Genomic DNA, 25,201 nt, shown 5'->3' with positions numbered 1-25,201 from the left:
CTCTTGCCGGCCTCGGGGGCTCTCAGTAGACGAGCTGACCGCCGCTGACGTTCAGCGTCGTGCCGGTGATGTAGCCGGAGGCATCGGAGGCGAGGAACACGGCCGCGTGGGCCTGTTCCTCGGGCCGGCTCATGCGCCCGAGAGGCACCTGCGTCAGGAAACTCTCGCGGGCGCCCGCGTCGAGGCCCTCATTCATCATCGCGGTGTCGACCGCGCCGGGAGCGATCGCGTTGACCCGGATGCCGCGTGGCGCGAGGGTACGGGCGAGCCCTCTGGTCAGTGCGACGACGCCGGCCTTGGTCGCGCTGTAGGCCACGGATCCGCCGTATCCGCCGGTCCACCAGCCCTGGGAGGAGAAGTTCACGATGCTGCCCGGGCCGCGCATCAGGCGGGCCGCCTCCCGATTGAGAAAGAACACGGCCTTGAGGTTGACCGCGTACTGAAGGTCCCAGTCGTCCTCGGTGACCTCGTCAAGGTCGCCACGGCGCACGATGACGCCGGCGACGCAGGCCAGCGAGTCGAGGCCGCCGAGCGCCCGCGCCGCGTCGCCGCACAGCCGCGAGATCTCCCCGGCGGCACGTAGGTCGAAGACCCCCACGGCGTGGCCGGCGTCGTCGCCGAGCAGGCGGCGCGTCTCGTCAAGCTCGTCGGCCCGCGTGTCGGTGCCGTACACGCGGGCGCCTGCGCGGCCGGCGGCCAGTGCCACCGCACGCCCGATGCCACGCGCCGCCCCCGTCACGAGCATCCTCTTCCCGTCCAGCCGGTACGCGTCCACGCTCATCTCCCGTCATCCCGGTATCGTTTCCAGGCCATTGGCATTCCCTGATGTTAACAGGTACTGGTATCGTTTCCAGATGCATGGAATCAAGGTGGTTGGGCCACGGGACAGAGTGGCGTTGGTGACCGGTGGTGGGCGCGGCATCGGCCGTTGCATCGCCGAAACCCTGGCCCTGCAGGGCGCTCGGGTGGCCGTCGGCGACCTCGAACCGCCCGACGTCCCCGGCCTGACAGGCGTGCGGATGGACGTCACCGACGAGGGCGGCGTCGCCGAGGCGGTCCGGGAGGTCGAGCACGCCCTTGGCCCGGTCGAGATACTGGTGTGCAACGCCGGCATCTACCGGACCGAGCCGCTCGCCGAGACCACGTTGCGGTCCTGGGAGCAGAGCCTCGCGGTGAACTTGACGGGCGTTTTCCTGTCCGCCAGGCAGGTGGTTCCCGGGATGGCCGAGCGCGGCTACGGCCGGGTCGTCATCATGGGTTCGAGCGCCGGCAAGACGGGCGGCGCGCGCGACACGCTCGCCTACGCCGCGGCCAAGGCCGGCGCCATGGCTCTGGCGAAGGGCCTGGCCAAGGAGTTCGCCGGCGCCGGCGTCACGGTCAACGCGCTGGCGCCCGCGCTGGTCGACACCGACATGATCTCCGAGATGCGGGAGCTGGTGGAGAGGATCCCGGTCGGCCGTCTCGGCACTCCGCAAGATGTCGCGGACCTCGTGGCCTTTCTCGTCTCCGACCACGCGTCGTTCATCACGGGCGAGGTCGTGGACATCAACGGGGGGTTCCTCATTGACTGAGATCTCAGGGGCGCCGGCCGGGCCGTCGAGAGCGGCCGTGCTGGAACGGCGGGGCGCCCCGCCCGTTCTCGTGACGCGCCCGGCCCCTGTGCCCGGGGCCGGCGAGGCGCTGGTGCGGATGCTGGCCTGCGGGCTGTGCGGGTCAGACCTGTTCTTGCAGGACGGCGGCTTCGGCGAGGTGTTCCCGGTGGTCCCCGGGCACGAGGCGGCCGGCCGGGTGGTGGCCGTCGGGCCTGGTGTGACGCGCGTGTCGCCGGGTGACCTGGTCGCGCTGTACTACATCGACAACGACCCCGGTGCCGTCTGGCCCAACCTCGGCCCCGGGGTGCGCCGGATGGGGGTGGATGTCGACGGCGCGCTCGCCGACCACGTCGTCCGCCCGGAACGCACGCTGGTGCCGGCTCCTTGCGGGATCGCGCCGGTGGAACTGGCCCTGCTCACCGACGCTGTCGCGACGCCGTACCACGCGCTGACCACGGTGGCGGACGTGCGTGCCGGGGAGACGGTCGTGGTCATCGGCGTCGGCGGGATCGGTAGCAACGCCGTCCAGCTGGCTCGGCTGCTGGGCGCGGAGGTGTACGCGGTGGGCCGTAGCCGACGCAGCCTGGATCTCGCCCTGCGGCTCGGGGCCACGCGGGCGATCACCCCGGCGGAGGCCGAACGTGCCCTGCCCCGCGGCGCCGACGTCGTGCTCGTGTGCGCGGACGGGCCCGGCCTCGACGAACTCGCGGTCCGGCTGGCCGGCTCCCGGGCCAGAATCGTGCTGGTCGCGGCATCTCGCCGGCCCCTCGCTGTCAGCGGCGTGGACCTCATCTGGCGGGAGTGCGTGCTGCTCGGGTCGCGAGGGTTCACGCCGCAGGACATCGCCGCGGTACATGATCTGTACCTGCGCGGCGACCTCGTCATGGACCACCTGGTCGGTGACATCCGGCCGCTGGCGGACGTGGCCGCCGCCTTCCACGACCTACGGCACGGCGGGACGACCCGCATCGTGATCGTCCCCTAGATCGTTGATGTGAAATCAGTGGTCGTAGGCGGTCAGGGACCGTTTCACTGGCGCGCCGGTGTGGCCGACCTCGTTTGCGAGGCAGTTCCCGCGAAGGCATCACCTGATCGTCCAGGTGGACATAGTGTGCCGTCAGAAGGGCGTCCACCTCGGTCTTCACAAACCGATCTTGGACGCCCTTCGCTGTGCCCGCAGACGATCAGCGAATTTCACATCAACGATCTAGCGTCCGGCTGGTTCGGAAACCGATCCAGGAAGACGGATCAGCCTCGGGAGTGACGTCGCGCATCCGTGGATCGCGGTCACTGGGCATGCGTGATCGCGGTCGCCACCGCACGCCGCCGATGCGTCACGCTGGATTCGTCCTTCATATCGCTCACCTGGTCCTGTCATCGCCGGTCAACGAGTCGGACTCCTCGACCATGATCTGGCGGCTCTCGTTGAGGAAAACGTGGATGACGTCGAGTTGTTCGGCGGTGAATCGGCTCATAAGGCGGCGACTGCGCGCGTCCACACCGACATAGAGCGCAGCGATCTTGCCGAGCGACTCGGGCACGGCCTCGACCACGACTCTGCGACGGTCTTCCGGATCCGGCTTGCGCCGGACATACCCCGCTCTCTCCAGCCGGTCGATCATCTGGGTGATGGCACCAGTCGTCCTGCCGAGGCGCGCGCTGAGTGTGCCCGCGGTGCTGGACCCCTCCCTGCCGAGGGTGTGCAGGCACAGCAGGTCCGAGGTCCCGACCCCGATCCGCTGCGCGACCAGGTCGTTCAGTCGCCCCATGGCGCCCGCCAGATCGGTCATCGCGAGCGCGATCCGGTCGGGGAGCGTGCCTTCCTCCTCGTTACGCGGCTTGACACTCATCCGTCCTCCAGATTATCTTAGTCGATAAGATGCTTTATTGCTAAGGCAAATATGCTATCCCGTCAACCGACGACCCGAGGGCATCGGTGTCCATCGAGACATCCAACCCGACCCTCACGGACCACACCCACGCGATCACGCCCGTCGTGATCTCGCCAACCAGCATCGCGGACTTGCTCGACCGTCACCATCCCGGACGTCGCCATGCTCCCGATCAGGGCCGACCTCGGCGCGCGGCTCGTAAACGTGCATTGACCTCTATTCAAACAAACGTGCGACACGACATTCGGAAAGGATCGATCCGTATGTGCAGCGTTTCAGAGCTGACCACCAACTTCACCGAGGGCCCCATCGGCATCGACGATCGCGTTCCCGCTCTTGGGTGGCGGCTCGATTCGACTCGGCAGGCGGTCCGACAGGTCGCCTACCAGATCAGGGCGGCGTCCACGGGTGGACTTCTCAACCAGGAGCAGCCCGATCTGTGGGACACCGGGAAGATCGAATCCGACCGCCAACTCGACATCGTCTACGAGGGCCGGCCGCTGTCCTCGCGAGACCAGGCGTTCTGGCAGGTTCGGGTATGGACCGACGACGGCGTCCTGTCTGACTGGAGCCCGGTCGGATATTGGGAGATGGGCCTGCTGGAGGTGGCCGACTGGACCGCGGAATGGATCGTCGACCCGGCTCCGGCGGGCCCCATGCCCCTCTTCGCCGCGCCCTTCGTGGTGGACCCTGACCGTCCGGTTGCCAAGGCACGGCTGTATGTCGGCGGACTGGGGCTGTTCGAGGCCCGCCTCAATGGCGTCAAGGTGAGTGATGATCTCTTGACGCCGAGTGCCACGGCTTACGACAGGCGAGCGCTCTACCGGACCTACGATGTCACCGGCGGGCTGAGCGCCGGGGAGAATCGGCTCGGTGTGATCGTCGGCAACGGGCTGTTCAACGTGCCGGAGAAGAAGGATCGCTATTGGGCCTCGGTCACCTGGGAGACGGGGGTGGAGAAGGGCGATCCGATCCGCCTCAGTGGCGAGCCGAAGGTGATCGCGCAGTTGGAGATCAGCTATGCGGACGGCGGCGTCGAACATATCTCAAGCGGCCCTTCGTGGCGGGTGATCGAGGGGCCGATCGAGTTCTCTGGCTACTACGGCGGCGAGGACTACGACGCCCGCAGGTGGCCGATCGACTGGGATCTGCCGACCGGCGACCTGTCATCATGGCGGTACGCCGAGGTCGCAGGTTCCGCGCCGGCCATGCTGAGCGCTCAATTCGAGCCCCCGATCCGCGCCCAGGAACGACTGGAACCCGTGTCCATCCACGAGGTCGCACCTGGCGTGTACGTCTTCGACTTCGGAACCAACCTCGTCGGCTGGCCCGAGATCCGGGTCAGTGGGCCCGCGGGGCAACGTGTGGCCCTCTATCCCGGCTGGTATCTCAACAGCGACGGAACGGTCGATCAGAATGGCATGATCGGCTGGACCTCGACCGGCAAGGTCGCCGATCACTACACGCTTTCCGGTGTCGGCGAGGAAGTGTGGCATCCTCGTTTCAGCTATCACGGATTCCGTTACCTGGAGGTTCACGGCCTCGCGGATCAACCGGTCCAGCAGACCATCACAGGGGTCGTCCTGCATGCGGCGAACCTGCGGACCGGATTCTTTCGCTCATCCAGTCAGCTGCTCAACGACATTCACCGGATCGCGAACCGGAGCGTGCGCAGCAGCATGCTCGGTCCGGCCATGCCGTCAGATCCGAATCGGGAGAAGGCAGGCTGGGCCGTATCGGTGCATTTCGAGTGGTATGCCCGCAATTACGGCCTTGCCTCATATGCCCAAGCGGTGGCGCGCGACATCACCGATGCCCAGCGGGCAGACGGCGATCTGCCAGGGGTCGTTCCCAATCCAACCGACTTCTGGTACGTAGGTGACCCCAACTGGAGCGGCGCCCTGCTCCTGCAGGCGGATCAAGCTCTTGCCCACTACGGTGACACCACGACACCCCGCCGGCACTTCGCCGCCATGGAACGTTACTTCCGTTACCTGGAATCCCGGGAGACCGACGGCATCTATCCCGGCGGCACATTCGCGGAGGGCTACTTCGGCGACTGGCTCTATCCCGGCCAGCACTGGCAGAACCCTTTCGACCCCGACAAGGAGCATTTCACGCCGGCCAGTCTGACAGCCACGTGGGGATACTGGCGCAGCGCCGTGGCGATGGCCAGGATCGCCGAGGCGCTGGGCCGCGAGGACGAGGCAGGGCACTACCGGAACAAGGCGCGTTCAATCGTCGAAGCCTTCAATCGAGCCTTCTACCGGCCCGGCGAGTTCACCTACGCAACCGGTTCTCAGGCCGCCGACGCGCTCGCACTCGACATGCAGGCACCGCCCGGCGATGAGCGTGACCGCGTACTGGAGCACTTGACCACGAGTATCCGCCGTGCCGACGGTCACCTCACCGTGGGCATGATCGCCCTGCCGGCCGTGATCCGCGTCCTCGCCGCCGCCGGACGCGACGACCTGCTCTACGACGCCGTTACGCGGACTACCTACCCCGGTTATGGACATTGGCTCAGCAAGGGCGCCACCTCGATACCGGAATCTTGGGACTGGTCGGGCACCGAAGGGGTGCCGGATCTGAACATCCTGGGTGACATCGACGCCTGGTTCACGAGCAGCCTCGCGGGCATCCAGGCGGCCCCGGGCACGTCCGCCTTCGAAGAGATCATCATCGCTCCAGCCGTGGTGGGGACTCTGGACGAGGTGGAAGGTCGCCTGCGGACGGTACGCGGTGAGATCACAAGTCATTGGGTACGGCAGGCGCGTCGCGGAGCGAGTTCCGAGGTGGACGAGGAGGAGTTCACCTTGGCGGTGACCATCCCGGTCAACACGATCGCCACTGTCGTCCTACCGCTGCACCACCCTGCCGCGGCGGTAACGGCCCCCGAAGCGTCCAGCTTCCTGGACCGCGACCACATCAGCGCCAGATACCGGGTCGGATCCGGATCTTGGACTTTCACCGCCCGTTAGGACCGAGGTCATCCGCTCGACCTCGGCCCGCGTACTGACACGCGCCGATCGATGGAGGCCGTACGCGGACGGGCGGCGTGGCCGAAGACCGACTCTGGAGGTCAGGGGCCGCATGCGGAAGATCACGAAGAAGGGGACACGCCGAGGGCGCAACCGGCGTTACGCGGCGCGAGGTCCCGCACCAACTCTCGCACCGCACCCGCACCCGCACCCGCACCCGCACTCGTACCCGCACTCGTACCCGCACCCGCACTCGTACCCGTACCGGCCTGGCCCGGCGACCGACTGCTCGGTCTCGCCGGGCGCGGTCCGATGCCGGTTCACCCGGTTGCCCCGGGTCCTGGCGTTGATCCCGAACTCCCGCGGCCACCGACGCGACCATCGGCCAAGCGGATGGCTTCACGCGGGAGGCGATCCGCACGCCCACCGGCCGGTCAACCCCGCGCCACTCGCGGAAACTTCCCGCAGCTGGCGCTCGGCGTGACCGTCGACACCCCGCACAAGCGCATCGGCGCGAACGCGATCACCGCCTTGCAGGGCTTCCTCCCACTCGGCCTGCCGGTCGGTGTCCTCGCCGTCGACCGCGCCCACACCGACCAGACCGCCGATCACTTCGCCCGCCCAGCCCGCGCCCTGGGCTACAAGCTGGTTCTCGACTACAAGCTGGAGCGGCGCGGCGTCCAAGGAGAGATCCATGGCGCGCTGCTCATCGACGGCAACCTGGCCTGCCCGCTGATGCCCGAGCGGCTGGCCCGCGCCACCACCGGCCTGGACGACCAGACCGTCCGCACCCCGCCCGAGCAGCTCATCCGGCTGATCGCCGTCCGCGAACCCTACTGGCTCAAGCTCAAGCAAGGCGCCGACGCCCACGGGCGCATCCGGCTGCAATGCCCAGCCGCCGGCACCTCCCCCTCGGTGACCTGCCCCGCTTCAACCGCCATCCCCGTAGACCTGACCAACCCCGCCAACGCGCCGCCAAGCCGACCATCCTCCTGCCCGCCGGCGAACCCATCCGGCCCTCCAGAGGCAAGGGCGACCCAGCGCACATCTGCACGCGGACCACCATCGCCCTGCACCCCGACGACCTCGGCGCCAAGGACAAGCTCCGCCAAGACCCGCACTACCTGACGCCGGCCTGGCAAGACGCCTACAAGCCCATCCGGGCCGACACCGAAGGCATCAACGGCCGCGTTAAGGGCCACCACATCGATCTCGGCGACCCCAAGAACCGCCTCGCCCACGGCCGCGTGGCCCGGACCCTGCTCACCGCGATCATGGTCGCCATCACCAACGAGCTCATCCTGCTCGCCTGGCGGCAAGCCCACGGCCACCGCGAACCTCCGCCTGAGGACACCTACGCATTCACTGAACAAGACACCGACCCGGACCCGCGGGCAGCTTCCGGAAGACCACCACCAGACGCGTGATCCGCTGAGCTGATAACCGGACAGCACTACTCCGACCGACCTGTCCCGCACGCCCGGCCGCCAGTCCTCCACGTGCTTCCAGCGGCTCAACACCACCAGCGCCCCTCGCCTCGAACGCCACATGAGCCGGAACCGACCCGCCCAACGATCCGAAGGCCTCGGAAAACACGAAATCCCGTCCGATTCAGGTGATCGGACGGGATCCCGTCAATCTCAGTCCAGCCGTTTCAAGAACGGCCTTTGGGTGGGGCGTTCACGAGAGGGTGTGATCTGCGGAAATGCTGGCCTTGGAAGATCGCTTCCCGAACCCGACGTGATCGTTTCCCGTTGTTCCCGTCCGCGATTCGCGGAGCCTGTCACGGTCACGGACGCGACGCCGGCCATGGCTGAGCGCGCCGCTCCGCCGTAGCTGTTGAGTGAGAGGTACGGCGCGGCGGCCTCAGGCGGCTTCCAAGGAGTCGAGCCAGGCGAGCAGGCGGGCGCCCTCTCGGTCCATGACAGCCGGGTCCCGCAGGGCGTTGGCCATCAGGGACATGCCCTGATAGGCGCTCACCAGCGTTAGCGCCAGGCCGTCGGGTTCCGGCTGGCCCAGCTCGCGGAACTGGTGTTCCACCCAGGCGAGCAGCAGCCGGATGACCCTGCCCGCCTCGACATCCAAGCCACCCTCGTCGCGTTTGTCCAGCTCGACGGCGAGCGTGCCGGTCGGGCAGCCGTACCGGGCGGCGAGGTCGCGCTGGCCCACCCATGCCTCGATCAAGCCCTTGAGGCGCTCGCGGGAGTCAGGGAGCCGGTCCAGGTGGTCGGTGAGCAGCTGCAGTTGCCGCGCGTGCTCCGACAGCGCGGCGGCGACGAGCTCGTCCTTGGTCTTGAAGTAGTAGTAAACGTTGCCCACGGGGACATCTGCCACGCGCGCGATGTCGGCGATGGTGGTGCGCTCGGCTCCCTGCCGGTGTACGACTTCGGCGGCGGCCCGCATGAGCCGCTGCCGCTTGGCGCCAGCCGTACGGCTCCGGGTGGATCCCTGAGAGTCAGTCACCTGACTAACTATATGTCGCGATTCTGTGCTACGTTCCTTTTCAGTCAGCCAACTAACTAAGAAGGAACGTCTGATGATCGTTGTTACGGGCGCCACCGGAAACGTCGGCCGCACGCTGGTCCGCATCCTCGCCGAGCAGGGCCACGAGGTGGCCGCCGTCTCCCGCCGCATCGCCCAGACCGATGTGCCATCCGGCGTACGCGTGATCGCCGCCGACCTCGCACAGCCGTTCGCCGGCTTCCCCTCCGCGGCGAACGCGGTCTTCCTGCTGGTCGGCGGAGACCTGGCGATGACTGGCGACCCCGCTCGAGTCGTCGCCCCGCTCGCCGCCGCGGGCAAGATCGTCCTGCTCTCTTCGCAGGGGGTGGCCACCCGCCCGGACTCCGTGTCCCACGGCCAGGTCGGCGCTGCCTTCGAGCAGGCGGTCATGGACTCCGGTGCCGAGTGGACCATCCTGCGTCCCGGCGGCTTCGCCTCCAACGCCTACGCCTGGGCGCCGTCCATCAAGGCGAATCGCACGACCGCCGCGCCCTTCGGCGAAGTAGGACTCCCGGTGATCGATCCCGATGACATCGCCGCCGTGGCCGCCGCCGTCCTGACTCAGCAGGGCCACGCGAAAGCGATCTACGAACTGACCGGCCCCATGCTGACCACCCCACGCCAGCGCGCAGCCGCCCTCGGTGAGGCCATCGGCGAGCCCGTCACCTTCATCGACCAGACCCCAGAGGAGGCCCGCGCCCAGATGCTCACCTTCATGCCTGCCCCGGTGGCCGACACCACCCTGGACATTCTCGGCACCCCAACCCTCCGCGAACAGACCGTCAGCCCCGATGTCGAGAAGATCCTCGGCCGCGCACCCGGCACCTTCGCCGACTGGGCCAAGCGCAACGTCGCTGCCTTCCGCTGACGCCACCGCCTGCCACGCTGTCCGCCCGCGACCTCACCGACCCGGAAACGATGAGATCCCGCCTGATCGCGATGATCAGACGGGATCCCGTCAACTTCAGTCCAGCCGTTTCAAGAACGGCCCTGGGTGGGGCGTTCACGAGTGTGGTTGAGCAGCGACGATGACGCCCTGACAAAGATCGCTTCCCTCGTTTCCCAGCCGAGCGCTCAGGGGTTCAGTGTGCCGCGTCGGGCATGCGGACTGTTATGTACGGGTGTGGTTGTGCCAGCCACTCGCCGGTCAGTCTTGCCCCTGTGGTCTGGTCGATGACCGCGAGCATGGCGGCCTGCCAGTCGTAGTGCTGGTCGCGTTCCTCGAAGTCGACGAAGAAGTCCGTCATCGCCTGCAGTTCAGGCCATCGGCCGATACCGGCATGATCTTCCGGGCGGCCGGGGAAGAGCGCGTCGATTGCCAGGATGAGCTCGCCTCCGGCTGCGAAGCTCAGCCGATTGTGGGCGTTGACACTCCACCAGGCGCTGTATGCCCGGGCTCGCCGGCTGAGCCGCCGCAGTACGGCGGGGGTAGATCCGAGGTAGTCCTGCTCCAGGAGCATGGTGGCCGGACCGCACCGATCGACGAGCACGGGATAGTCGGTGTCGTAGGGGAGCATGACGGCACGGGGTAGTGCCGGCTCGTGGAGCTGGTGTGGCGCGTCCCCGCCGAGCTGGGCGGCGGTCTGGTCCCAGACTGAATGCTCGTCCGCTGTCCGGAACCACTACCGTCCAGCACATGGCCACGTCCAGCCATACGTGGCTGGAGTGGAGTTGCCGGTAGTGCTCATGCAACCGCAGCCCCTACGGGGCCGAGCGGCTGCTGCACGCCACCGCCCGGCTGGCCCTGTGGTGTCACCGCACCGGCCTGCCGGATGACCCGGAAGTCTGGTTGCGGCACGAGACCATCGACGCCTTCGTCCTCACCGGCTGCACCGACCTGGCTCCCCGCTCGGCACAGACCTACCGGGCCTGGCTGCGGCACATGCGCGCCACCCTGGCCTGGCTGGAACGCGGCGAACAGCAACCCCCGCCGATGAAGGCCCCGGCCGGCGTGTCGGCCCCGTACTCGCCGGGGCATCTGGCCGCCCTGCGCGCCTGGGCCGAACAACTGACCGGTCAAACCCGTGCCGACGCACTGACGTTCATGGCGTTGGCGGGCGGTTGTGGGCTGTCCCCCGGCGAGCTGGCCGCCGCCCGCGGCCATCACCTGCGCCGCCTGCCCTCCGGCGCGGTCGTCATCGCGGTTCCCGCCGCGGACCGGCTGGTCGTCGCTCGCGCCGCCTGGGAGCAGCACCTGGCTGAGGCGGCCCAGACCGCGGGCGAAGCGTTCCTGTTCCGGCCCCACCGCACTACGCCCGCGGCCAAGAACCTGCTCAACGCCTGGACCGCCCGGCATCGACCCACCGGTGGCCTGCCCGCTCTGTCGGCCCGCAGGCTGCGCGCCTGCTGGATCGTCGACCTGCTCAGCGCGCGGATCGACGCCGGCCTGGTCGCCGCCGCGGCCGGGCTCAGCCCATCCGCGCTGGCCCGCTACCAGCATTTCGTCCCCGCCCTCGATGAGCAGGCCGCCATCGCGCTGCTGCGCGGCCAAGCGCAGTGAGTACACCGCGCCGCCCTACCCGGCGCGCCCGTCGCACAGCCTGGCGCCCGCGCACCGGCCGGGCAAGGTCGGCCCGGCCCAAGCCACCCGCCCGGCAGGCGTTGCGCATCCCGGACGCGGTCGCCGACCACTACGCGCGCCTGCTGGACGACTCCGGCATCTTTCCGCTCATCGACACCGAACTCGGCGTCCGGCCAGGCCCAGCGGGGCTGCCCATCCGCGCAGCCCTGACCTGCCTGCTTTTGTTGATCCACTACACCGGCAAGGCCGTCCTCGGTGACGCCTGGCAGATCGCCGCCTTCTCCCTCTCCCCTGCCGCCCGCCACCATCTCGGAATGGACCCGGCCGACATCGACGCCGATGATCCGCACGCCTGCCTGGCCGCCTCCCGGCGCTTCTATCGCGCGTTCGACCGGCTCACCACCATCCTGGATCCAGCCCGCCACGGCCGGCGCGCCCGCCTGCCCCAGCACCAGGCCGACCACCTCGCCACGGCCTGGGAGGACGACGATGTCGGCCACGCCCGCAAGCGCCAGGTGCTGCAGCAGATCGTCACCGCGCTCGTCCTTACCCCTGTCCGCCGGGCCAAAGGCCGCGGCTACCTGCGCAGCTTCGCCGGAGACATCGGCATCGACACCACCGCGGCGCCGACCCTGACCCGTCCGCCCCGCCTGAACAAGGGCCTGGCATCCACCGAGATCACCGCCGGCTGGCACTACTCGGCCGGAGAGGGCCCTCCGCAGTTCGGCCACAGCGCCACCCTCACCGTCGCCGCCCGCCCCCGCGCCCTCACCGCCGCCTTCCCCCAGCTCGCACTCGGCCTGGTGGTCGACACCCCGCACAAAGGCATCGGCGCCAACGCCATCACCACCCTGACCTCGCTGGCCGGCCTCGGCCTGCCGGCCCGGTTCGCCGCGGTGGACCGCGCCTACACCGACCAAGCCGCCGATCACTTCGCCCGGCCCGCCCGCGCCCTGGGCTACCAACTCGTCCTGGACTACAAGCAAGACCAGCGCGGCATCCAGGGCAGCGCCCACGGCGCCCTGCTCATCGACGGCACCCTGGCCTGCCCACTGATTCCCGACCGGCTCGCACAAGCCACCACAGGCCTGAACGACGCAGCCGCCCGCACCCCCGACGACGAGCTGAGCGCCCTGATCGCCGCGCGCCAGCCCTACTTTCTCCACCACAAGCAAGGCCCCAACGCCCAGCAGGCGATCCGGCTCCAATGCCCGGCCGCAGGCACCTCGCCCTCGATCACCTGCCCTCGCTTCGAACGGCTCCACCACCGCCAGAGCAGCCGACCGGCGGCCATCGATCTGGCCGACGCCCGCCGGCGGGCCGCCCACCCCTCGGCCAAACCCCGCACCCTGCCCCCACTCCGCGACCAGCGTCCTGGAGATCAGCCCAAGGTCTGCCGCCAGCAGACCATCACCCTGCACCCCGGCGATCTCGGCCACCTGGACAAGTTCCGTCAGGACCTGCCCTACCTGACCCCGGCCTGGGCCGGAACCTACCGCGCCGTCCGCGCCAATACCGAAGGGATCAACGGGCGGCTCAAAAGCTTCGATCTCGACCTGGGCGAGCCCAAGAACCGGCCCGCACACGGCCGCGTCGCCCAGACGCTGCTCATCGCGCTCATCGTCACCGTCGCCAACGACAACTTTCTCGACGCCTGGCGGCACACCCACCAACCCGAACCCGCTCCAAGCGACATCACAACCGAACTCGGCAGCCAAGAGGTCGCCGACCCGCCGATCCCGGCAGGGAAACCGCCACCCGGACCTTAGGCAACAAATCGGAAAGTCAGCACACAGCATCTCGCCAGCCACAGGCTTCGCCATGTCCAGCGGCGCGATTCTTGTGCTCCTCCAGCGGCCTGACACCACCCGAGCCTTCCGCGGCACCCACCACACCGGCCCCAAAGACGCCCGAACGCAACTTGGAACCCTCTGAAACGACGAGATCCCGCCCGATCACCAAGATCAGACGGGATCCCGTCAACTTCAACTCCGCCATTTCAAGAACGGCCCTGGGTGGAGCTGAGGGGATTTGAACCCCTGACCCCCTCGATGCGAACGAGGTGCGCTACCGGACTGCGCTACAGCCCCAAAGACTCGACTAGGTTAGCAAACACTTGGGGTTTCTCGCGCCATCGGCCCGATGATGCACGGGTGGAGCCGAGATCAGTCGCCCACGGCGCGGCGGGGTGGGTCGGCGTACTGGTCGAAGATCTCGTCGGTTTGGTGGGCCGTGAGGTCGATGATCTCGGCCTGGGGTTGCTGGGCGGCGAGGTCGAGGGCGCGGCGGCGGGCGTGGGCGCGTCTGGCGCGGGCCTCGGCGGCGTGGCGGGCGTGTTCTCTGTCCAGTCGTACGGCGGTGCGGAGTACGGCCAGGTAGCCCAGCGTGAGCAGGGCGGACGGGGCGACCCCCCACCATGGGATGACCCGGACCGCCGCGGTGATCACCGAGGCGAGGATGAGCAGGGCGCACCAGAACAGCCGCCGGCGGCGGGTGGCGACCACGATGGCGCGGCGGCGCTGGGCGGCGCGGCGCAGGTCGGCGGCCGGTGGCGGCTCGACGGCGGTGTCCGCCTCGACCGGGGCGTCAGAAGTCTCAGCGGCCTCATCGGCCTCGCCGGCCTCAAGCGACTCAGCGGAATCGAGCGACTCCGCAGCGGCGGGCGCGGTCATGATCGGGCCGGTGTACTCCTCACCGGCGCCGTCGTGAACGCCCAGGTCACGCGGCTCCACCAGGTCGCCCTTGTCGCGGCGCAGCCACATCGGGATCAGTACGCCCAGCCACATGAGCACGATGGCGACATAAAGGAGGGCGCTGCTCACGTCCACCCCCGGGCAGCATGAAGACGCCTGGGGACTCTTGGCGTCTTCGATGTGCTCACGTCACGCACCGTAAGACCGCGTGTCACTAATTGACGAGCATTCGGTGCGGTGTGTCGCGAGATCGTCAAACCTCTTCATGGGGAGGGCCACCATGCGCGGCCGACTCCCTGGCTCTCCTCCACTGGACCAGAAGCCCTCTGGGGGCGTCCTCGACGGTGATCGCGTAGCAGATGTGATCCCGCCAGGCGCCGTCGATGTGGAGCTGACGGCGGCGGATGCCCTCCTCGCGGAATCCGAGCTTCTCCACGACCCGCCGGCTGGCCTGGTTCTCCGGGCGGATGTTGGCCTCCAGCCGGTGCAGGCCCGAGGTGAAGAAACAATGATCGACGGCCATCGCCAACGCCGTGGGAATGATCCCGCGCCCGGCGAGGGCCCCGTCGATCCAGTAGCCGACCTGGGCGGAACGCGCCGAACCCCACACGATCGCCCCGATGGTGAGTTGTCCGGCAAAGGCCCCCTGATAGGTCACCACCCACGGCATCGCCAGCGCCTGCCTGGCCTCCCTGCGCAGCGTGGAGGTCATCGAGATATAAGGACCCAGACCGGTGCGAAACAGCGGCGTCTCCGGGTTGCTCGGCTCCCACGGGCGCAGCCAGTCGGCATTGCGCAAGCGCGTCTCCCGCCAGGCCCGCACGTCGCGCAGGCGCAACGGCCGGAGCCCCACCGGCCCTTCGGTCAGGACTGCCGGCCAGCCGCGAAGTCGATCCACATCACCATCATCCCCCCTAGCGGCACGAGGCCGCATCCCCGCTCATGCCGGACCAGTCACCTCATGTCGCCGGTGGTCGCCGGTGGTCGCCGGTGGTCGCCGCCGTGCATCTGCTCGACGGCGTGCCGCAGGATCGGGGCCAGTACGGCCATGCCGTCCCGGACGCCTCCCGACGAACCAGGAAGATTCACCACAAGAGTGCGCCCGGCTTGCCCAGCGAGCCCACGCGAGAGCACGGATGCAGGCACTTTGTCGCGATTTGCCTGCCGTACGGCTTCCGCGATGCCCGGAACCTCGCGGTCGAGGACGCGCCGGGTCATCTCGGGCGTGAGGTCCGTCGGGGTCAGCCCGGTGCCCCCAGTGGTGACGATCACGTCGTAGCCCTCCGCCAGGCCCGCCCGCAGGGCCGCCTCGACGGGCTCTCCGTCGGGCACCACGCGGGGGCCGTCGACCGTGTCACAGCCGGCGTCGCCGGCGAGCAGGGACGCCAGCAGCGGACCGGATTTGTCCGGATAAACCCCGGCGGCGGCCCGGTTCGACACGGTGATCACCAGGGCCTTCAGCAGGGTCTTCATGGGCGGGTCCAGACGCCGGTCTTGCCGCCGGTCTTCTCCTCCACCCGGACGTCGCTGATCACGGCGGCCGGATCGACGGCCTTGACCATGTCGATCAGCGCCAGCGCGGCCACCGAGACGGCGGTGAGCGCCTCCATCTCGACCCCGGTGCGGTCGGCGGTCTTGACGGTCGCGACGATCTCCACGCCCTCGTCGACGACGGTGAGCGAAACCTCGACCCCGTGGACGGCGATCGGATGGCAGAGCGGAATGAGGTCGGGTGTCCGTTTCACCCCCATGATCCCGGCGATCCTGGCCACACCGAGCGCGTCGCCCTTCGGCACCTCACCCGCCCGCAGGATCGCGACGGCCTCGGCGGACAGCAGTACCCGGCCGGCCGCGCGGGCCGTACGGGCGCTGACGTCCTTCGCCGAGACGTCGACCATGCGGGCCGCGCCCGAATCGTCCAGATGTGTCAGCTTGCTCACAGCGGGATCACCTCCACGGCCGCGCCCTCGGGAAGGTCGGTGACGTCTTCAGGGACCACCACGAGCGCGTTGGCGGCGGCGAGGGCGGCGAGCTGGTGGGAGCCCTGGCCCCGCACCGGGGAGGCCACCGCGGCGCCGTCGGGGCTCCAGGCGAGCGTGGCGCGCAGGAACGAGCGCTTGCCCGGAGGCGAGCGCAGGGCGGTCGCGGTGGTGGCCCGCACGGTCGCGGTCTCCGGCGGCAGGCCCTGCATCTTGCGCAGCGCCGGCCGTACGAAAAGGACGAACGAGACGAACGACGAGACCGGATTGCCGGGCAACGCGAAGATCGGCACCTCGTCGTCACCGACCACCCCGAAGCCCTGCGGCATGCCCGGCTGCATCGCCACCCGCTGGAACCCGACCGTGCCGAGCGGGCCCAGGGCCTCCTTGACCGGCTCGTACGCGCCCATCGAGACCCCGCCGCTGGTGATCACCGCATCGGCCCTGACGAGCTGCGCGTCGAGCTGGTCGAGGAACACCGCGGCGTCATCGGGCACGACCCCGGCGCGGAAGCCGTCCGCGCCCGCCTCACGGACGGCGGCGGTGAGCGTGAAACTGTTGGAGTCCCAGATCTGGCCCGCGCCGAGCATCGAACCCGGCTCCACCAGCTCGGCGCCCGTGGACAGCACGACGACCCGCGGACGCGGCCGTACCAGCGCCCTGCGCCGCCCCACGCCCGCCAGGATGCCGAGCTGGGCCGCGCCGATGTGCATGCCCGCGCGCAGCACCACCTCGCCCTTGTGAACGTCTTCGCCCGCCCGGCGGATCGCGTGCCCCGCGGGCGCGGGCCGGGTGATCGCGACCGAGGTCTTGCCACCGTCGGTCCACTCCACCGGCACGACGGCGTCGGCGCCCGCGGGCATCGGGGCGCCGGTCATGATCCGCACGGCGTGGCCCGGCCCCACCGCGTAGAGCGCGCCGTCGCCCGCGGCCACGTCATCGATCACGGGCAACGTGACCGGGCTCTCCTGGGCGGCCCGCCGGACGTCCTCGGAGCGCACGGCGTAGCCGTCCATGGCGGAGTTGTCGAAGGGCGGCAACTCCACCGGTGTCGTGACATCTTCCGCCAAAGTGGTGCCGAGCGACCGCTCCAGCTCCACTTCGAGCGGCGCGAGGGTGCGTACGGTCGCCAGGATCTCGGCGAGGTGCTCGTCCACCGATCTCATGCCGGCCGTCCTTCCCCTTGATCGTTCAGCGGTCTCGGAGGAACTCACGAAGCCAGGGTACGAACTCTGGGGCGAGGTCGGGACGCTCAGCGGCGAACTGCACCACCGTGCGCAGATAGTCGAGTTTGTTCCCGGTGTCGTACCGCCGCCCCCTGAACAGGACGCCGTGCACGGGCCCGCCCTCGGACCTGTCGCGCCGGGCGAGTTCCTGAAGGGCGTCGGTGATCTGGATCTCCCCGCCGCGTCCCGGAGGGGTCTTCTCCAGGACCGGGAACACCGTCGGGTCGAGCACATAGCGGCCGATGATGATCCAGTTGGACGGGGCCTCGTCCACCGGCGGCTTCTCCACCAGGTCGGTGACCTTGACGACGTCGTCCTCGTCCGTGGGCGCGATGGAGACCACGCCGTACATGGACACCTGCTCCCTCGGCACCTCCATCAGGGCGATCACGCTGCCGCCGTACTCGCTGCGGACCTGGAGCATCCGCTCGAGCAGCTTGTCGCGCTCGTCGATCATGTCGTCGCCGAGCAGTACGGCGAACGGATGCTCGCCCACGTGCTGCTTCGCGCAAAGGATGGCATGCCCGAGCCCCAGGGCCGTCCCCTGGCGCACGTAGTGGATCGCCGCGAGATCGTCGGACTGACGGATCAGCGCGAGCTTCTCCTTGTCGCCCTTGGCCTCCAGAGCGCCTTCAAGTTCGATCGCACGGTCGAAGTGGTCCTCCAGCGGACGCTTGGTACGGCCTGTCACCATGAGCACGTCGCTCAACCCTGCGGACACCGCTTCCTCGACGACATACTGGATCACTGGCTTGTCGACGATGGGCAGCAGTTCCTTGGGCGTGGCCTTGGTAGCCGGAAGGAACCTGGTTCCCAGGCCCGCCGCGGGGACGACGGCCCTCGTCACGACGTCACCTGCGGCGTCGTGGTCGGCCTTGCCCGCGTTGGCGGCGATGTCAGTGGCAATGTCAGCGTTGGTGGCGATGTCAGCCTTGTCAGCGATGTCAGCCATGGAGGAAACCCTAGTGGAGGAGCTGTGGACAAACGGATGCTGCGGCGCACCATCGTCGCGGCGCGTCGGTCCATGTCCGAAACCGGACGCCGCGCCGGTGCGGCGGCCGTCCGCGAGAGCCTGATGGACCGCCCGTGGGTGCAGATGGCGGGCCTGGTGGCCTGCTACTGGTCCACCGGCGAGGAGCCGCAGACGCACGGGCTGGTGTTCGCGCTGTGGAAGCACGGCGCGACGGTGATCCTGCCGGTCCTGCGTGCCGACCACGACCTCGACTGGGCCGTGTACGACGGGCCCGACTCCCTGGAGCCCGGCCGCTACGGGATCATGCAGCCGGTCGACGTGCGGCGCGGGGTGGACGCGATACGTACGGCCGCGCTCGTCATAGTGCCCGCCCTGGCGGTGGACAAGAAGACAGGTGTACGGCTGGGCAGAGGCGGGGGATCTTACGACAGGGCCCTCGCGCGGGTAGGACCCAACGTGCCCACTGTCGCGCTGCTGCACGATGGGGAGCTGATCGAGGGCGTGCCCGCGGAGTCACATGACCAACGCGTACGGTACGCGGCCATGCCGTCCGGGATCATCGCACTCAGGTGATTTCCGGCCTCATAGGGCACAATATTCCCACCAGTGAATAGGAGGCGCGGGGCCGAGAGGGGAGCCAGGTGGAGCTCGATATCTGGCTGCTTCTCGGGGCCGGCGTGGTCATCGCGGCGATCGTCGCGGTACGCATCGTCCACCGCAGCGGCCTGCCCAGCCTGCTGATCTTCCTCGGCCTCGGCCTGCTGCTCGGCGAATCCGGCGTGCTCGGCATCCCGTTCGAGAACGCCGAACTCGCCCAGCAGGTCGGCCTGTCCGCACTGGCGCTGATCCTGGCCGAGGGCGGGCTGACGACGTCCTGGAGCCACGTACGTCGTGCCGTGCCGCTGGCCGCGGTACTGGCGACCGTGGGCGTGACGGTGAGCATCGTGGTGCTCGCGCTGGCCATCCGGGGGGCGCTGGACACCGACTGGCGTACGGCGCTGCTCCTGGGCGCCATCCTGGCCTCCACGGACGCCGCCGCGGTCTTCTCCGTACTGCGCCGCCTGCCGCTGCCGCCGCGCCTGGCCGGGATCCTGGAGGCCGAGTCCGGCTTCAACGACGCGCCCTGCGTGATCGCGGTGGCACTCCTCAGCGTCGCCAAGGTGCCCACTCCGGGGCTGTGGGAGTTCATCGGGGAGGCGACCTACGAACTGGGCGTCGGAGTCGCCGTGGGCCTCCTGGTCGGGCCCGTGGGGTCGTACGCCCTGCGGCGCATCGCCCTGCCCGCCTCCGGCCTCTACCCCATCGCGGTACTGGCCCTGGCCCTCGTCGCCTACAGCGGCGCGGCGATCCAGCACGGCAGCGGATTCCTGGCCGTGTACCTGGCGGCGCTCATCCTCGGCAACACCCGCCTCCCGCACCGCTCGGCCACCCGCGGCTTCGCGGAAGGCGCGGCCTGGCTGGCCCAAATCGGCCTGTTCGTCATGCTCGGCCTGCTGGCCAGCCCGACCGAGATGCCCTCCGCGATCGTCCCCGGCCTGGTGGCCGGCGTGGCCCTGCTCCTGGTGGCGCGGCCGGCGTCGGTGGTGGTGTCGGCGGCTCTGGTACGGCTGGCCGGGATCGACCGGCTGAGCTGGCGCGAGCAGGTGTTCCTGTCCTGGGCCGGACTGCGGGGCGCGGTGCCCATCGTCCTCGCCACCATCCCGTGGGCGGCGGCGGTGACCGAGGCCGAGGCGGTGTTCAACGAGGTCTTCATCATCGTGATCGTCCTGACGCTGGTCCAGGGGCCGACCCTGCCGCTGGTGGCCCGGCTGCTGAAGGTGAGCGCCCCCGCCGAGGCCCTCGACCTCGAAGTCGAGGCAGCCCCGCTCGAAGAACTCAACGCCGACCTGTTGCAGATCAAGGTGCCGCCGACGTCGCTGCTGCAGGGTGTGGAGATCTTTGAACTACGCCTGCCGTCCGGGGCGGCTGTGACCCTGATCGTCCGGGAGGGGCGCAGCTTCGTACCGTCCGCCACGACCCGCATCCGCCAGGACGACCAGTTGCTCGTCGTCACCACCGCCGCCTGCCGGGACGCCGTCGAACGCCGCCTCCGCGCGGTCAACCGCCGCGGCAAACTCGCCGGTTGGTTCGGGGAAAGTGGCGCCTCCTGAGTACCTGGTCACGGGGCGAAGTCGGTCAAGTCACCCGGAATTGCGCGCCGCCAAGTGGCGTTTAAGCTTGTCGGCTGCGTACCATTAGCAGTCGCGTCGGCAGAGTGCCAACCGATGCGGATCACAGAGGAGGAGCGCGTGCCCACCTACCAGTACGCCTGCACCGCCTGCCAAGAGCAGTTCGAGGTCGTGCAGAAGTTCACCGACTCCGCACTCACGGAGTGCCCCACCTGCAACGGCGCACTGCGCAAGGTGTTCTCCGCGGTCGGCATCGTGTTCAAGGGCTCGGGGTTCTACCGCACCGACAGCCGCTCTTCGAGCACCTCCAGTACGGCTCCCGCGTCGTCTTCGAAGTCGGGGTCCGAGGGCAAGAGCGAGGGCGGCTCCAGCTCGGACAAGTCGTCGTCCGACAGCGGTTCCACCAAGAGCGCCGACACCCCCAAGCCCAGCACCCCGGTGACGGCCACCAGTTCCTCCTAGCGGCCCACGCCGCCTCCTCGACCCCGAGGCGACGTAGCCGCCCTGCGCTGAGCCCACGGCGAGGCCGCCGTCTGCCACCATCCCGCGTCGCCTCCCAGGCACCTGAGGCGACACCAAAGCCGGAGCGCCCTACGGCGACTGCCCGCCGACCAGCACCTCGGCCCCCATGCTCCTGAACACCGGGTGGCCCACTACTCCGCGCCCCAAGACGGCCTTCCACAGGGCCACGGCGACACAGCGTCTCCAGCCCAAACCGGGCAAACCCCTTGCCTGCGCGCCCCCCGAAACCCATCGGCCCCTGGTGGTGAACAGCCGCGATAGCAGCAATCTGTCGCCGCCCCATCCAGCAGAACGGCCCGGGGCCACTGCCACTGCCACGCATGTCGCCTCCCTGCCGCCCTACCTCTCCTTCCCTGTCCCCCCAGCAGCAGCCGCGAGTTTTCCACAGGCCACCGCCCCAGCCGGCTCCGCCTTATCCACAGAACGGCGTTCGGCCCCCTGCGCCCGCGAGCCAACGGGCTAATGTCGCCGCATGGTCAATCGAGCACAGATCGGCGTAATCGGCGGCTCCGGTTTCTACTCGCTCTTCGACCGCAGCGACGCGGAAGAAGTCGAGGTGACGACCCCCTACGGCCCACCGAGTGATGTCGTGACCGTCGGCAAGATCGGTTCCCGCACGGTCGCCTTCCTGCCCCGCCACGGCCGCGGTCACCGCTTCCCGCCGCACCGCATCCCCTACCGTGCCAACCTGTGGGCGCTACGCTCCCTCGGCGTCCGCCAGATCGTGGCCCCCAGCGCCGTCGGTTCGCTCCGGGCCGAGCACGGCCCAGGCGTCGTGGTCATCCCCGACCAGCTCGTGGATCGCACGACCACCCGCGAGCAGACCTACTACGACACCGGAGGCGCCGTCCACGTCCCCTTCGCCGACCCCTACTGCCCCACCGGCCGCTCGGCCGCCGTCGACTGCGCCAAAGCCTCCGGCTGGGATTCCGTCGACGGAGGCACCCTCGTCGTCATCGAAGGCCCCCGGTTCTCCACCCGCGCCGAGTCCCGCTGGTTCGCCGCCAACGGCTGGACCATCGTCGGCATGACCGGCCACCCCGAGGCCATTCTCGCCCGCGAGCTCGCCCTCTGCTACACCTCGGTCTCGCTCGTCACCGACCACGACGCCGGGGTGCAGACCGGCCAGGGCGTCACCCAGGCAGAGGTCTTCGCCGTCTTCGCGGCCAACATCGCCCGCATGCGTTCCCTGGTCGCCGACACCGTTCGCGCCCTCCCCGACGACCGCGCCTGCCCCTGCGGCCACGCCCTCGACGGCATCAAGCTCCCCTTCGAGCTGCCCTGAAGCCCCACCTCACCCCACCCACCCATCGCCTGGAGAGTTCTCCGATGCCCCCCGTGATCCGCGCGCTCGTACGACGCCGGCGCCTCGTGGCCAGTTCCCTGGTCGCCGTGGCGGTCACGTGCGCCCTCACCGTGCTCGCCCCGACGCCTCCCGAGACCGTGCGCGTCCTCGCCGCCGCCCGCGACCTCCAAAGCGGCCCCCTCGCTCCAGGCGACCTGACCCCACTCGCCCTCCCCGCCGAAGCCGTCCCCACGGGGGTCATCCACCCTCCCGCCGCCGCGACCGGCAAGATCCTCGCCTCCCCCATGCGCAAAGGCGAGCCCTTGACCGACGTCCGCCTGGTCGGCCCCGCCCTCGTAGCAGCCCACCCGCCGGGCACCGTCGCGACTCCGGTCCGCATCGCCGACGCCGACGCGGCCGCCCTGCTGGCCCCCGGCGACACGATCGACGTCCTCGCCGCCGGCACCGGCTGGGGACAGGACGGCACGGCCACCGCCTCACCGGCCCAGACGGTCGCCGACGACGTCCGCGTGATCACCACCCACAAGCGCGCCGCCACCTCATCGGCCAACTCGGGCGGCGGAGCGCTGATCGTGCTCGCCACCACTTCGGCACAAGCCGCCGAGCTCGCGGCGGCCCAGAGCGGCGGGCGTCTCTCCATCACGATCGGGCCACGGCGGCGCCCATGAGGCGATCACGCAAATACGGAGAGTAATATACTGCGCCCCGCCCAACCAACACTCAGTCAACCGGGAGGCCACATGAGCGGGTTCAAGAAGTTCCTGATGCGCGGCAACGTCATCGAGCTCGCCGTCGCCGTGGTGATCGGCGCCGCTTTCACCTCGATCGTCAACTCGTTCGTCGAAGACCTGCTCACCCCGCTGATCTCCGCCTTCGGCGGCCTGCCCGACTTCAAGGGCCTCACCCTCACGGTCGGCGAGTCCGTCTTCCGCTACGGCGAGTTCATCAACGCCCTGATCTCGTTCGCCATCGTCGCCGCCGTGGTCTACTTCCTGGTGGTCTCACCGTACGAACGGCTCAGCGCCCGCTTCCGCCGCGCCGAGGTCAGCACCACCCGCGAATGCCCCGAATGCCGTTCGGAGGTGCCCAAAGCCGCCACCCGCTGCGCCTTCTGCACAGTCCAGCTCACCCCGGCCGACTGACGGCCCCAACCCGGCCCCCCATCCACTACAGCACCGACCCCACCTTGGGGTCGTACTCCCAGTGCCACGGCTCGAACGGGCTGCTGTACGCCCACTTAGGGTGAATCCACCCATACTGCTTCCCGTTCGCCTCCAGCCACCTGAACTGCGCCGACCCCGAGATCTGCACCCCACCGCACAGGTCCACCGCCAGCCCGAGGCCGTGGTTGCTGCGCCCCGGCACCGCCGCGAACCCCGGCCGCCGATAGTAGATCGACTGCTGCTCGGCCAGATTCCGGTAACTGTCGGTGACACAGATCGGCTTGCCGAACTGCCTGCGGTACGCCTCACTCAAACTGACGAACGCGATCGCCGCGTCCGCCCGCAACTCCTGCCCCTTCTGCTGCAACGGGCAGAGGTACGCGCCCGGAATCAGCCCGTTGGGGAAGTCGTCCGTTGACTTGATCTTCGTCGGGTCACAGGCCAGCGCCGCCCGCCCAACCTTGTCGATCTTGATGCCCAGCTTCACCAGCGCCTGCGTCAGCGACTTCACGACCTTGTCGGACCGCTTGCGCAGTACGTCGATCTCCACCGCCATCTGCGCCTCGCCGAGCAGCTTGTCCGACCGCAGTTCCTGCGCCTCGGCCGCCAGCCGTTGCCGCCCTTCGAGCAGTCGCCCCGTATCCGCGACCACCTGATCCCGCTGCGCCACAAGCTGCGACACACTGGACATCGCACGCAGGCTCGCCTCATCCGACCGCCCGCTAACGAACGGCGCGATCTCCCCGCCGCTCGCCTGCTGGTAAAGGAGCTGCACCAGATCCGACAGCGGCTGCCGTACCTCCGCCAGCGCACGATCCGCCCGATGCAGTTCGCGCAGCTTCGCCGTCAGCCCTTTGTCCGCCTCCTTGACCTGCGCCCGCCGCGTTTCCAGCGCCTTCGTGGCCTCCTCCAGATCCCGCGCGGCCAGCTCCGCCTGTTTGCGCAGCTCGGCGAGATTCTTCGGATCCGGCCGTAACGCGGACCCCGGCACCGTACGGCCGGCAGGACCGGCCACCTCCACCTGCAACTGATCGCCGACCTTGATCGAGACCCCCGGCGTGGCACTCTCCTCCGGAAGCGGTTCCTTCACCGCAGCCTGGCCGGTCGCCCCAGGCAACAGCGAAATCAACACCGCGAACGCCACGATCAGGCCCGCCGATCGAGGAGATGGCACCTTCGACTCCTCCATTTGCGAACTTGTGACCTGAGCCAGGCACGCACGTTACTACAGCTCGACGGGTGCCCGGGGCGGAGTCGCCCCAGCGGTAATGCTCCGGAAAGATCCCCCTGCCGGGTTCACGCGCTTTACCCCACAACCCACACCCCCACCCCGAACAGCACATCTATCCCAAATCCACCCCCTGCACCCCCTCCAAACATGCCTCCCACATCCACGTATCCCGCCACTCCTCAGGACACCCGTCCACCCCCACCCCACCGTCGACCACCATCTCCTCCCCACTCACACTCCGCCCCTCCCCGACGTCCCGCTTCTCCTCTGCCTTACCAACCTCATCGGCCCCCCTACGGACCACAACAGCCGGCACCGAACCCCCCACCCCCCGACGCCGATCCACCACAACCCGCACCTTCCGCGCCACCACCCGCCCCGGTACCCGCCGCCCATACCTCAACTCCGCATGCACCGGCGCCCCCACCAACACCGGCCCCACCCCCACAACC

The 25,201-nt window shown here is 69.3% G+C and carries 25 protein-coding genes and 1 tRNA gene; 13 read left to right on the top strand and 13 right to left on the bottom strand.

What is annotated here, in order from left to right:
* Positions 1 to 22: 22 nt before the first annotated feature.
* The gene (locus ACH34R_RS37775) at positions 23 to 781 is read right to left on the bottom strand and encodes an SDR family NAD(P)-dependent oxidoreductase (protein ID WP_397566393.1); all 759 of its coding nucleotides are present in this window, start codon (positions 779 to 781) and stop codon (positions 23 to 25) included.
* Between the two features lie 118 nt (positions 782 to 899).
* Between ACH34R_RS37775 and ACH34R_RS37770 the strand changes: the two genes are divergently transcribed.
* Complete coding sequence (locus ACH34R_RS37770; RefSeq protein WP_397566392.1) at positions 900 to 1,571, top strand: SDR family NAD(P)-dependent oxidoreductase; 672 nt, start codon at positions 900 to 902, stop codon at positions 1,569 to 1,571.
* Positions 1,564 to 2,577 (top strand): alcohol dehydrogenase catalytic domain-containing protein, encoded by a 1,014-nt coding sequence (locus ACH34R_RS37765; RefSeq protein WP_397566391.1) that lies wholly within the window; start codon positions 1,564 to 1,566, stop codon positions 2,575 to 2,577. Before ACH34R_RS37770 ends, ACH34R_RS37765 begins: the two co-directional genes overlap by 8 nt.
* Before the next feature lie 376 nt (positions 2,578 to 2,953).
* Here the strand turns inward: ACH34R_RS37765 and ACH34R_RS37760 are convergent, their stop codons facing one another.
* Positions 2,954 to 3,442, bottom strand: a complete 489-nt coding sequence (locus tag ACH34R_RS37760) for a MarR family winged helix-turn-helix transcriptional regulator (protein ID WP_397566390.1) — start codon at positions 3,440 to 3,442, stop codon at positions 2,954 to 2,956.
* Positions 3,443 to 3,528: 86 nt separating this feature from the next.
* On the opposite strand from ACH34R_RS37760, the gene ACH34R_RS37755 reads away from it, so the two are divergent.
* Complete coding sequence (locus ACH34R_RS37755; protein ID WP_397566389.1) at positions 3,529 to 6,465, top strand: family 78 glycoside hydrolase catalytic domain; 2,937 nt, start codon at positions 3,529 to 3,531, stop codon at positions 6,463 to 6,465.
* 399 nt (positions 6,466 to 6,864) lie between these two features.
* On the opposite strand, the gene ACH34R_RS37750 is transcribed toward ACH34R_RS37755, so the two are convergent.
* The gene (locus ACH34R_RS37750) at positions 6,865 to 7,335 is read right to left on the bottom strand and encodes a hypothetical protein (RefSeq protein ID WP_397566388.1); all 471 of its coding nucleotides are present in this window, start codon (positions 7,333 to 7,335) and stop codon (positions 6,865 to 6,867) included.
* Positions 7,336 to 7,352: 17 nt separating this feature from the next.
* On the opposite strand from ACH34R_RS37750, the gene ACH34R_RS37745 reads away from it, so the two are divergent.
* A complete protein-coding gene (locus ACH34R_RS37745) occupies positions 7,353 to 7,892 on the top strand; it encodes a hypothetical protein (RefSeq protein WP_397566387.1) in 540 nt (179 codons plus the stop codon).
* Between the two features lie 439 nt (positions 7,893 to 8,331).
* Here the strand turns inward: ACH34R_RS37745 and ACH34R_RS37740 are convergent, their stop codons facing one another.
* Positions 8,332 to 8,928, bottom strand: coding sequence for a TetR/AcrR family transcriptional regulator (locus ACH34R_RS37740; protein ID WP_397566386.1), 597 nt, complete (start codon positions 8,926 to 8,928; stop codon positions 8,332 to 8,334).
* A 73-nt stretch (positions 8,929 to 9,001) separates the two neighbouring features.
* Between ACH34R_RS37740 and ACH34R_RS37735 the strand changes: the two genes are divergently transcribed.
* Positions 9,002 to 9,835: an NAD(P)H-binding protein gene (locus ACH34R_RS37735; RefSeq protein WP_397566385.1), complete on the top strand. Its 834-nt coding sequence runs from the start codon at positions 9,002 to 9,004 to the stop codon at positions 9,833 to 9,835.
* A gap of 214 nt (positions 9,836 to 10,049) precedes the next feature.
* On the opposite strand, the gene ACH34R_RS37730 is transcribed toward ACH34R_RS37735, so the two are convergent.
* Positions 10,050 to 10,484 (bottom strand): DUF6461 domain-containing protein, encoded by a 435-nt coding sequence (locus ACH34R_RS37730; protein WP_397566384.1) that lies wholly within the window; start codon positions 10,482 to 10,484, stop codon positions 10,050 to 10,052.
* A 272-nt stretch (positions 10,485 to 10,756) separates the two neighbouring features.
* Here ACH34R_RS37730 and ACH34R_RS37725 point away from each other — a divergent pair, with 272 nt between their 5' ends.
* Together ACH34R_RS37725 and ACH34R_RS37720 are read left to right on the top strand one after the other, a co-directional pair.
* A complete protein-coding gene (locus ACH34R_RS37725; protein ID WP_397566383.1) occupies positions 10,757 to 11,467 on the top strand; it encodes a hypothetical protein in 711 nt (236 codons plus the stop codon).
* 101 nt (positions 11,468 to 11,568) lie between these two features.
* A complete protein-coding gene (locus tag ACH34R_RS37720; RefSeq protein WP_397566382.1) occupies positions 11,569 to 13,257 on the top strand; it encodes a hypothetical protein in 1,689 nt (562 codons plus the stop codon).
* Positions 13,258 to 13,504: 247 nt separating this feature from the next.
* Here the strand turns inward: ACH34R_RS37720 and ACH34R_RS37715 are convergent.
* The 7 genes from ACH34R_RS37715 to galU form a co-directional block, all read right to left on the bottom strand.
* Positions 13,505 to 13,578: transfer RNA gene (locus tag ACH34R_RS37715), tRNA-Ala, on the bottom strand.
* Between the two features lie 75 nt (positions 13,579 to 13,653).
* A complete protein-coding gene (locus tag ACH34R_RS37710) occupies positions 13,654 to 14,316 on the bottom strand; it encodes a hypothetical protein (RefSeq protein WP_397566381.1) in 663 nt (220 codons plus the stop codon).
* A 118-nt stretch (positions 14,317 to 14,434) separates the two neighbouring features.
* Complete coding sequence (locus tag ACH34R_RS37705) at positions 14,435 to 15,079, bottom strand: GNAT family N-acetyltransferase (RefSeq protein ID WP_397566380.1); 645 nt, start codon at positions 15,077 to 15,079, stop codon at positions 14,435 to 14,437.
* 56 nt (positions 15,080 to 15,135) lie between these two features.
* The gene (locus tag ACH34R_RS37700) at positions 15,136 to 15,654 is read right to left on the bottom strand and encodes a molybdenum cofactor biosynthesis protein B (protein WP_397566379.1); all 519 of its coding nucleotides are present in this window, start codon (positions 15,652 to 15,654) and stop codon (positions 15,136 to 15,138) included.
* Complete coding sequence (gene moaC / locus ACH34R_RS37695) at positions 15,651 to 16,121, bottom strand: cyclic pyranopterin monophosphate synthase MoaC (protein ID WP_397566378.1); 471 nt, start codon at positions 16,119 to 16,121, stop codon at positions 15,651 to 15,653. Before moaC ends, ACH34R_RS37700 begins: the two co-directional genes overlap by 4 nt.
* Positions 16,118 to 17,326 carry a gephyrin-like molybdotransferase Glp gene (glp, locus tag ACH34R_RS37690; RefSeq protein WP_397566377.1) on the bottom strand — a complete coding sequence of 403 codons (1,209 nt, stop codon included), beginning with the start codon at positions 17,324 to 17,326 and terminating at the stop codon, positions 16,118 to 16,120. Before glp ends, moaC begins: the two co-directional genes overlap by 4 nt.
* A gap of 25 nt (positions 17,327 to 17,351) precedes the next feature.
* On the bottom strand, positions 17,352 to 18,338 hold the full coding sequence (gene galU / locus ACH34R_RS37685) for a UTP--glucose-1-phosphate uridylyltransferase GalU (RefSeq protein ID WP_397566376.1): 987 nt from the start codon (positions 18,336 to 18,338) through the stop codon (positions 17,352 to 17,354).
* 24 nt (positions 18,339 to 18,362) lie between these two features.
* On the opposite strand from galU, the gene ACH34R_RS37680 reads away from it, so the two are divergent.
* The 6 genes from ACH34R_RS37680 to mscL all read left to right on the top strand — a co-directional run bounded on the left by ACH34R_RS37680 (position 18,363) and on the right by mscL (position 23,497).
* Positions 18,363 to 18,932: a 5-formyltetrahydrofolate cyclo-ligase gene (locus tag ACH34R_RS37680; protein WP_397566375.1), complete on the top strand. Its 570-nt coding sequence runs from the start codon at positions 18,363 to 18,365 to the stop codon at positions 18,930 to 18,932.
* Between the two features lie 68 nt (positions 18,933 to 19,000).
* Positions 19,001 to 20,509 (top strand): potassium/proton antiporter, encoded by a 1,509-nt coding sequence (locus ACH34R_RS37675; RefSeq protein ID WP_397566374.1) that lies wholly within the window; start codon positions 19,001 to 19,003, stop codon positions 20,507 to 20,509.
* 138 nt (positions 20,510 to 20,647) lie between these two features.
* On the top strand, positions 20,648 to 20,989 hold the full coding sequence (locus tag ACH34R_RS37670) for an FmdB family zinc ribbon protein (RefSeq protein ID WP_397566516.1): 342 nt from the start codon (positions 20,648 to 20,650) through the stop codon (positions 20,987 to 20,989).
* A 532-nt stretch (positions 20,990 to 21,521) separates the two neighbouring features.
* Positions 21,522 to 22,334 (top strand): S-methyl-5'-thioadenosine phosphorylase, encoded by an 813-nt coding sequence (locus tag ACH34R_RS37665; protein ID WP_397566373.1) that lies wholly within the window; start codon positions 21,522 to 21,524, stop codon positions 22,332 to 22,334.
* Between the two features lie 44 nt (positions 22,335 to 22,378).
* On the top strand, positions 22,379 to 23,023 hold the full coding sequence (gene cpaB / locus ACH34R_RS37660; RefSeq protein WP_397566372.1) for a Flp pilus assembly protein CpaB: 645 nt from the start codon (positions 22,379 to 22,381) through the stop codon (positions 23,021 to 23,023).
* Between the two features lie 72 nt (positions 23,024 to 23,095).
* Complete coding sequence (gene mscL / locus ACH34R_RS37655; RefSeq protein WP_397566371.1) at positions 23,096 to 23,497, top strand: large conductance mechanosensitive channel protein MscL; 402 nt, start codon at positions 23,096 to 23,098, stop codon at positions 23,495 to 23,497.
* A gap of 25 nt (positions 23,498 to 23,522) precedes the next feature.
* Here mscL and ACH34R_RS37650 read toward each other — a convergent pair whose 3' ends face one another.
* The gene (locus ACH34R_RS37650) at positions 23,523 to 24,707 is read right to left on the bottom strand and encodes a D-alanyl-D-alanine carboxypeptidase family protein (RefSeq protein WP_397566370.1); all 1,185 of its coding nucleotides are present in this window, start codon (positions 24,705 to 24,707) and stop codon (positions 23,523 to 23,525) included.
* Positions 24,708 to 25,201: the final 494 nt, after the last annotated feature.

The organism is Spongiactinospora sp. 9N601 (assembly GCF_044326295.1).
GTDB classification, from domain to species: Bacteria; Actinomycetota; Actinomycetes; order Streptosporangiales; family Streptosporangiaceae; genus Spongiactinospora; species Spongiactinospora gelatinilytica.
Note: the sequence above shows the minus strand (reverse complement) of the source record. Positions and strands in the feature narration are given on the sequence as shown.

What these genes read in the sequence shown, in the direction of transcription:
- ACH34R_RS37775 (WP_397566393.1), bottom strand. Translation starts at nt 781, where the DNA reads ATGAGCGTGGACGCGTACCGGCTGGACGGGAAGAGGATGCTCGTGACG.
- ACH34R_RS37760 (WP_397566390.1), bottom strand. Translation starts at nt 3,442, where the DNA reads ATGAGTGTCAAGCCGCGTAACGAGGAGGAAGGCACGCTCCCCGACCGG.
- ACH34R_RS37745 (WP_397566387.1), top strand. Translation starts at nt 7,353, where the DNA reads ATGCCCAGCCGCCGGCACCTCCCCCTCGGTGACCTGCCCCGCTTCAAC.
- ACH34R_RS37735 (WP_397566385.1), top strand. Translation starts at nt 9,002, where the DNA reads ATGATCGTTGTTACGGGCGCCACCGGAAACGTCGGCCGCACGCTGGTC.
- ACH34R_RS37730 (WP_397566384.1), bottom strand. Translation starts at nt 10,484, where the DNA reads ATGCTCCCCTACGACACCGACTATCCCGTGCTCGTCGATCGGTGCGGT.
- ACH34R_RS37700 (WP_397566379.1), bottom strand. Translation starts at nt 15,654, where the DNA reads ATGAAGACCCTGCTGAAGGCCCTGGTGATCACCGTGTCGAACCGGGCC.
- glp (WP_397566377.1), bottom strand. Translation starts at nt 17,326, where the DNA reads ATGAGATCGGTGGACGAGCACCTCGCCGAGATCCTGGCGACCGTACGC.
- galU (WP_397566376.1), bottom strand. Translation starts at nt 18,338, where the DNA reads ATGGCTGACATCGCTGACAAGGCTGACATCGCCACCAACGCTGACATT.
- ACH34R_RS37665 (WP_397566373.1), top strand. Translation starts at nt 21,522, where the DNA reads ATGGTCAATCGAGCACAGATCGGCGTAATCGGCGGCTCCGGTTTCTAC.
- cpaB (WP_397566372.1), top strand. Translation starts at nt 22,379, where the DNA reads ATGCCCCCCGTGATCCGCGCGCTCGTACGACGCCGGCGCCTCGTGGCC.
- mscL (WP_397566371.1), top strand. Translation starts at nt 23,096, where the DNA reads ATGAGCGGGTTCAAGAAGTTCCTGATGCGCGGCAACGTCATCGAGCTC.
- ACH34R_RS37650 (WP_397566370.1), bottom strand. Translation starts at nt 24,707, where the DNA reads ATGGAGGAGTCGAAGGTGCCATCTCCTCGATCGGCGGGCCTGATCGTG.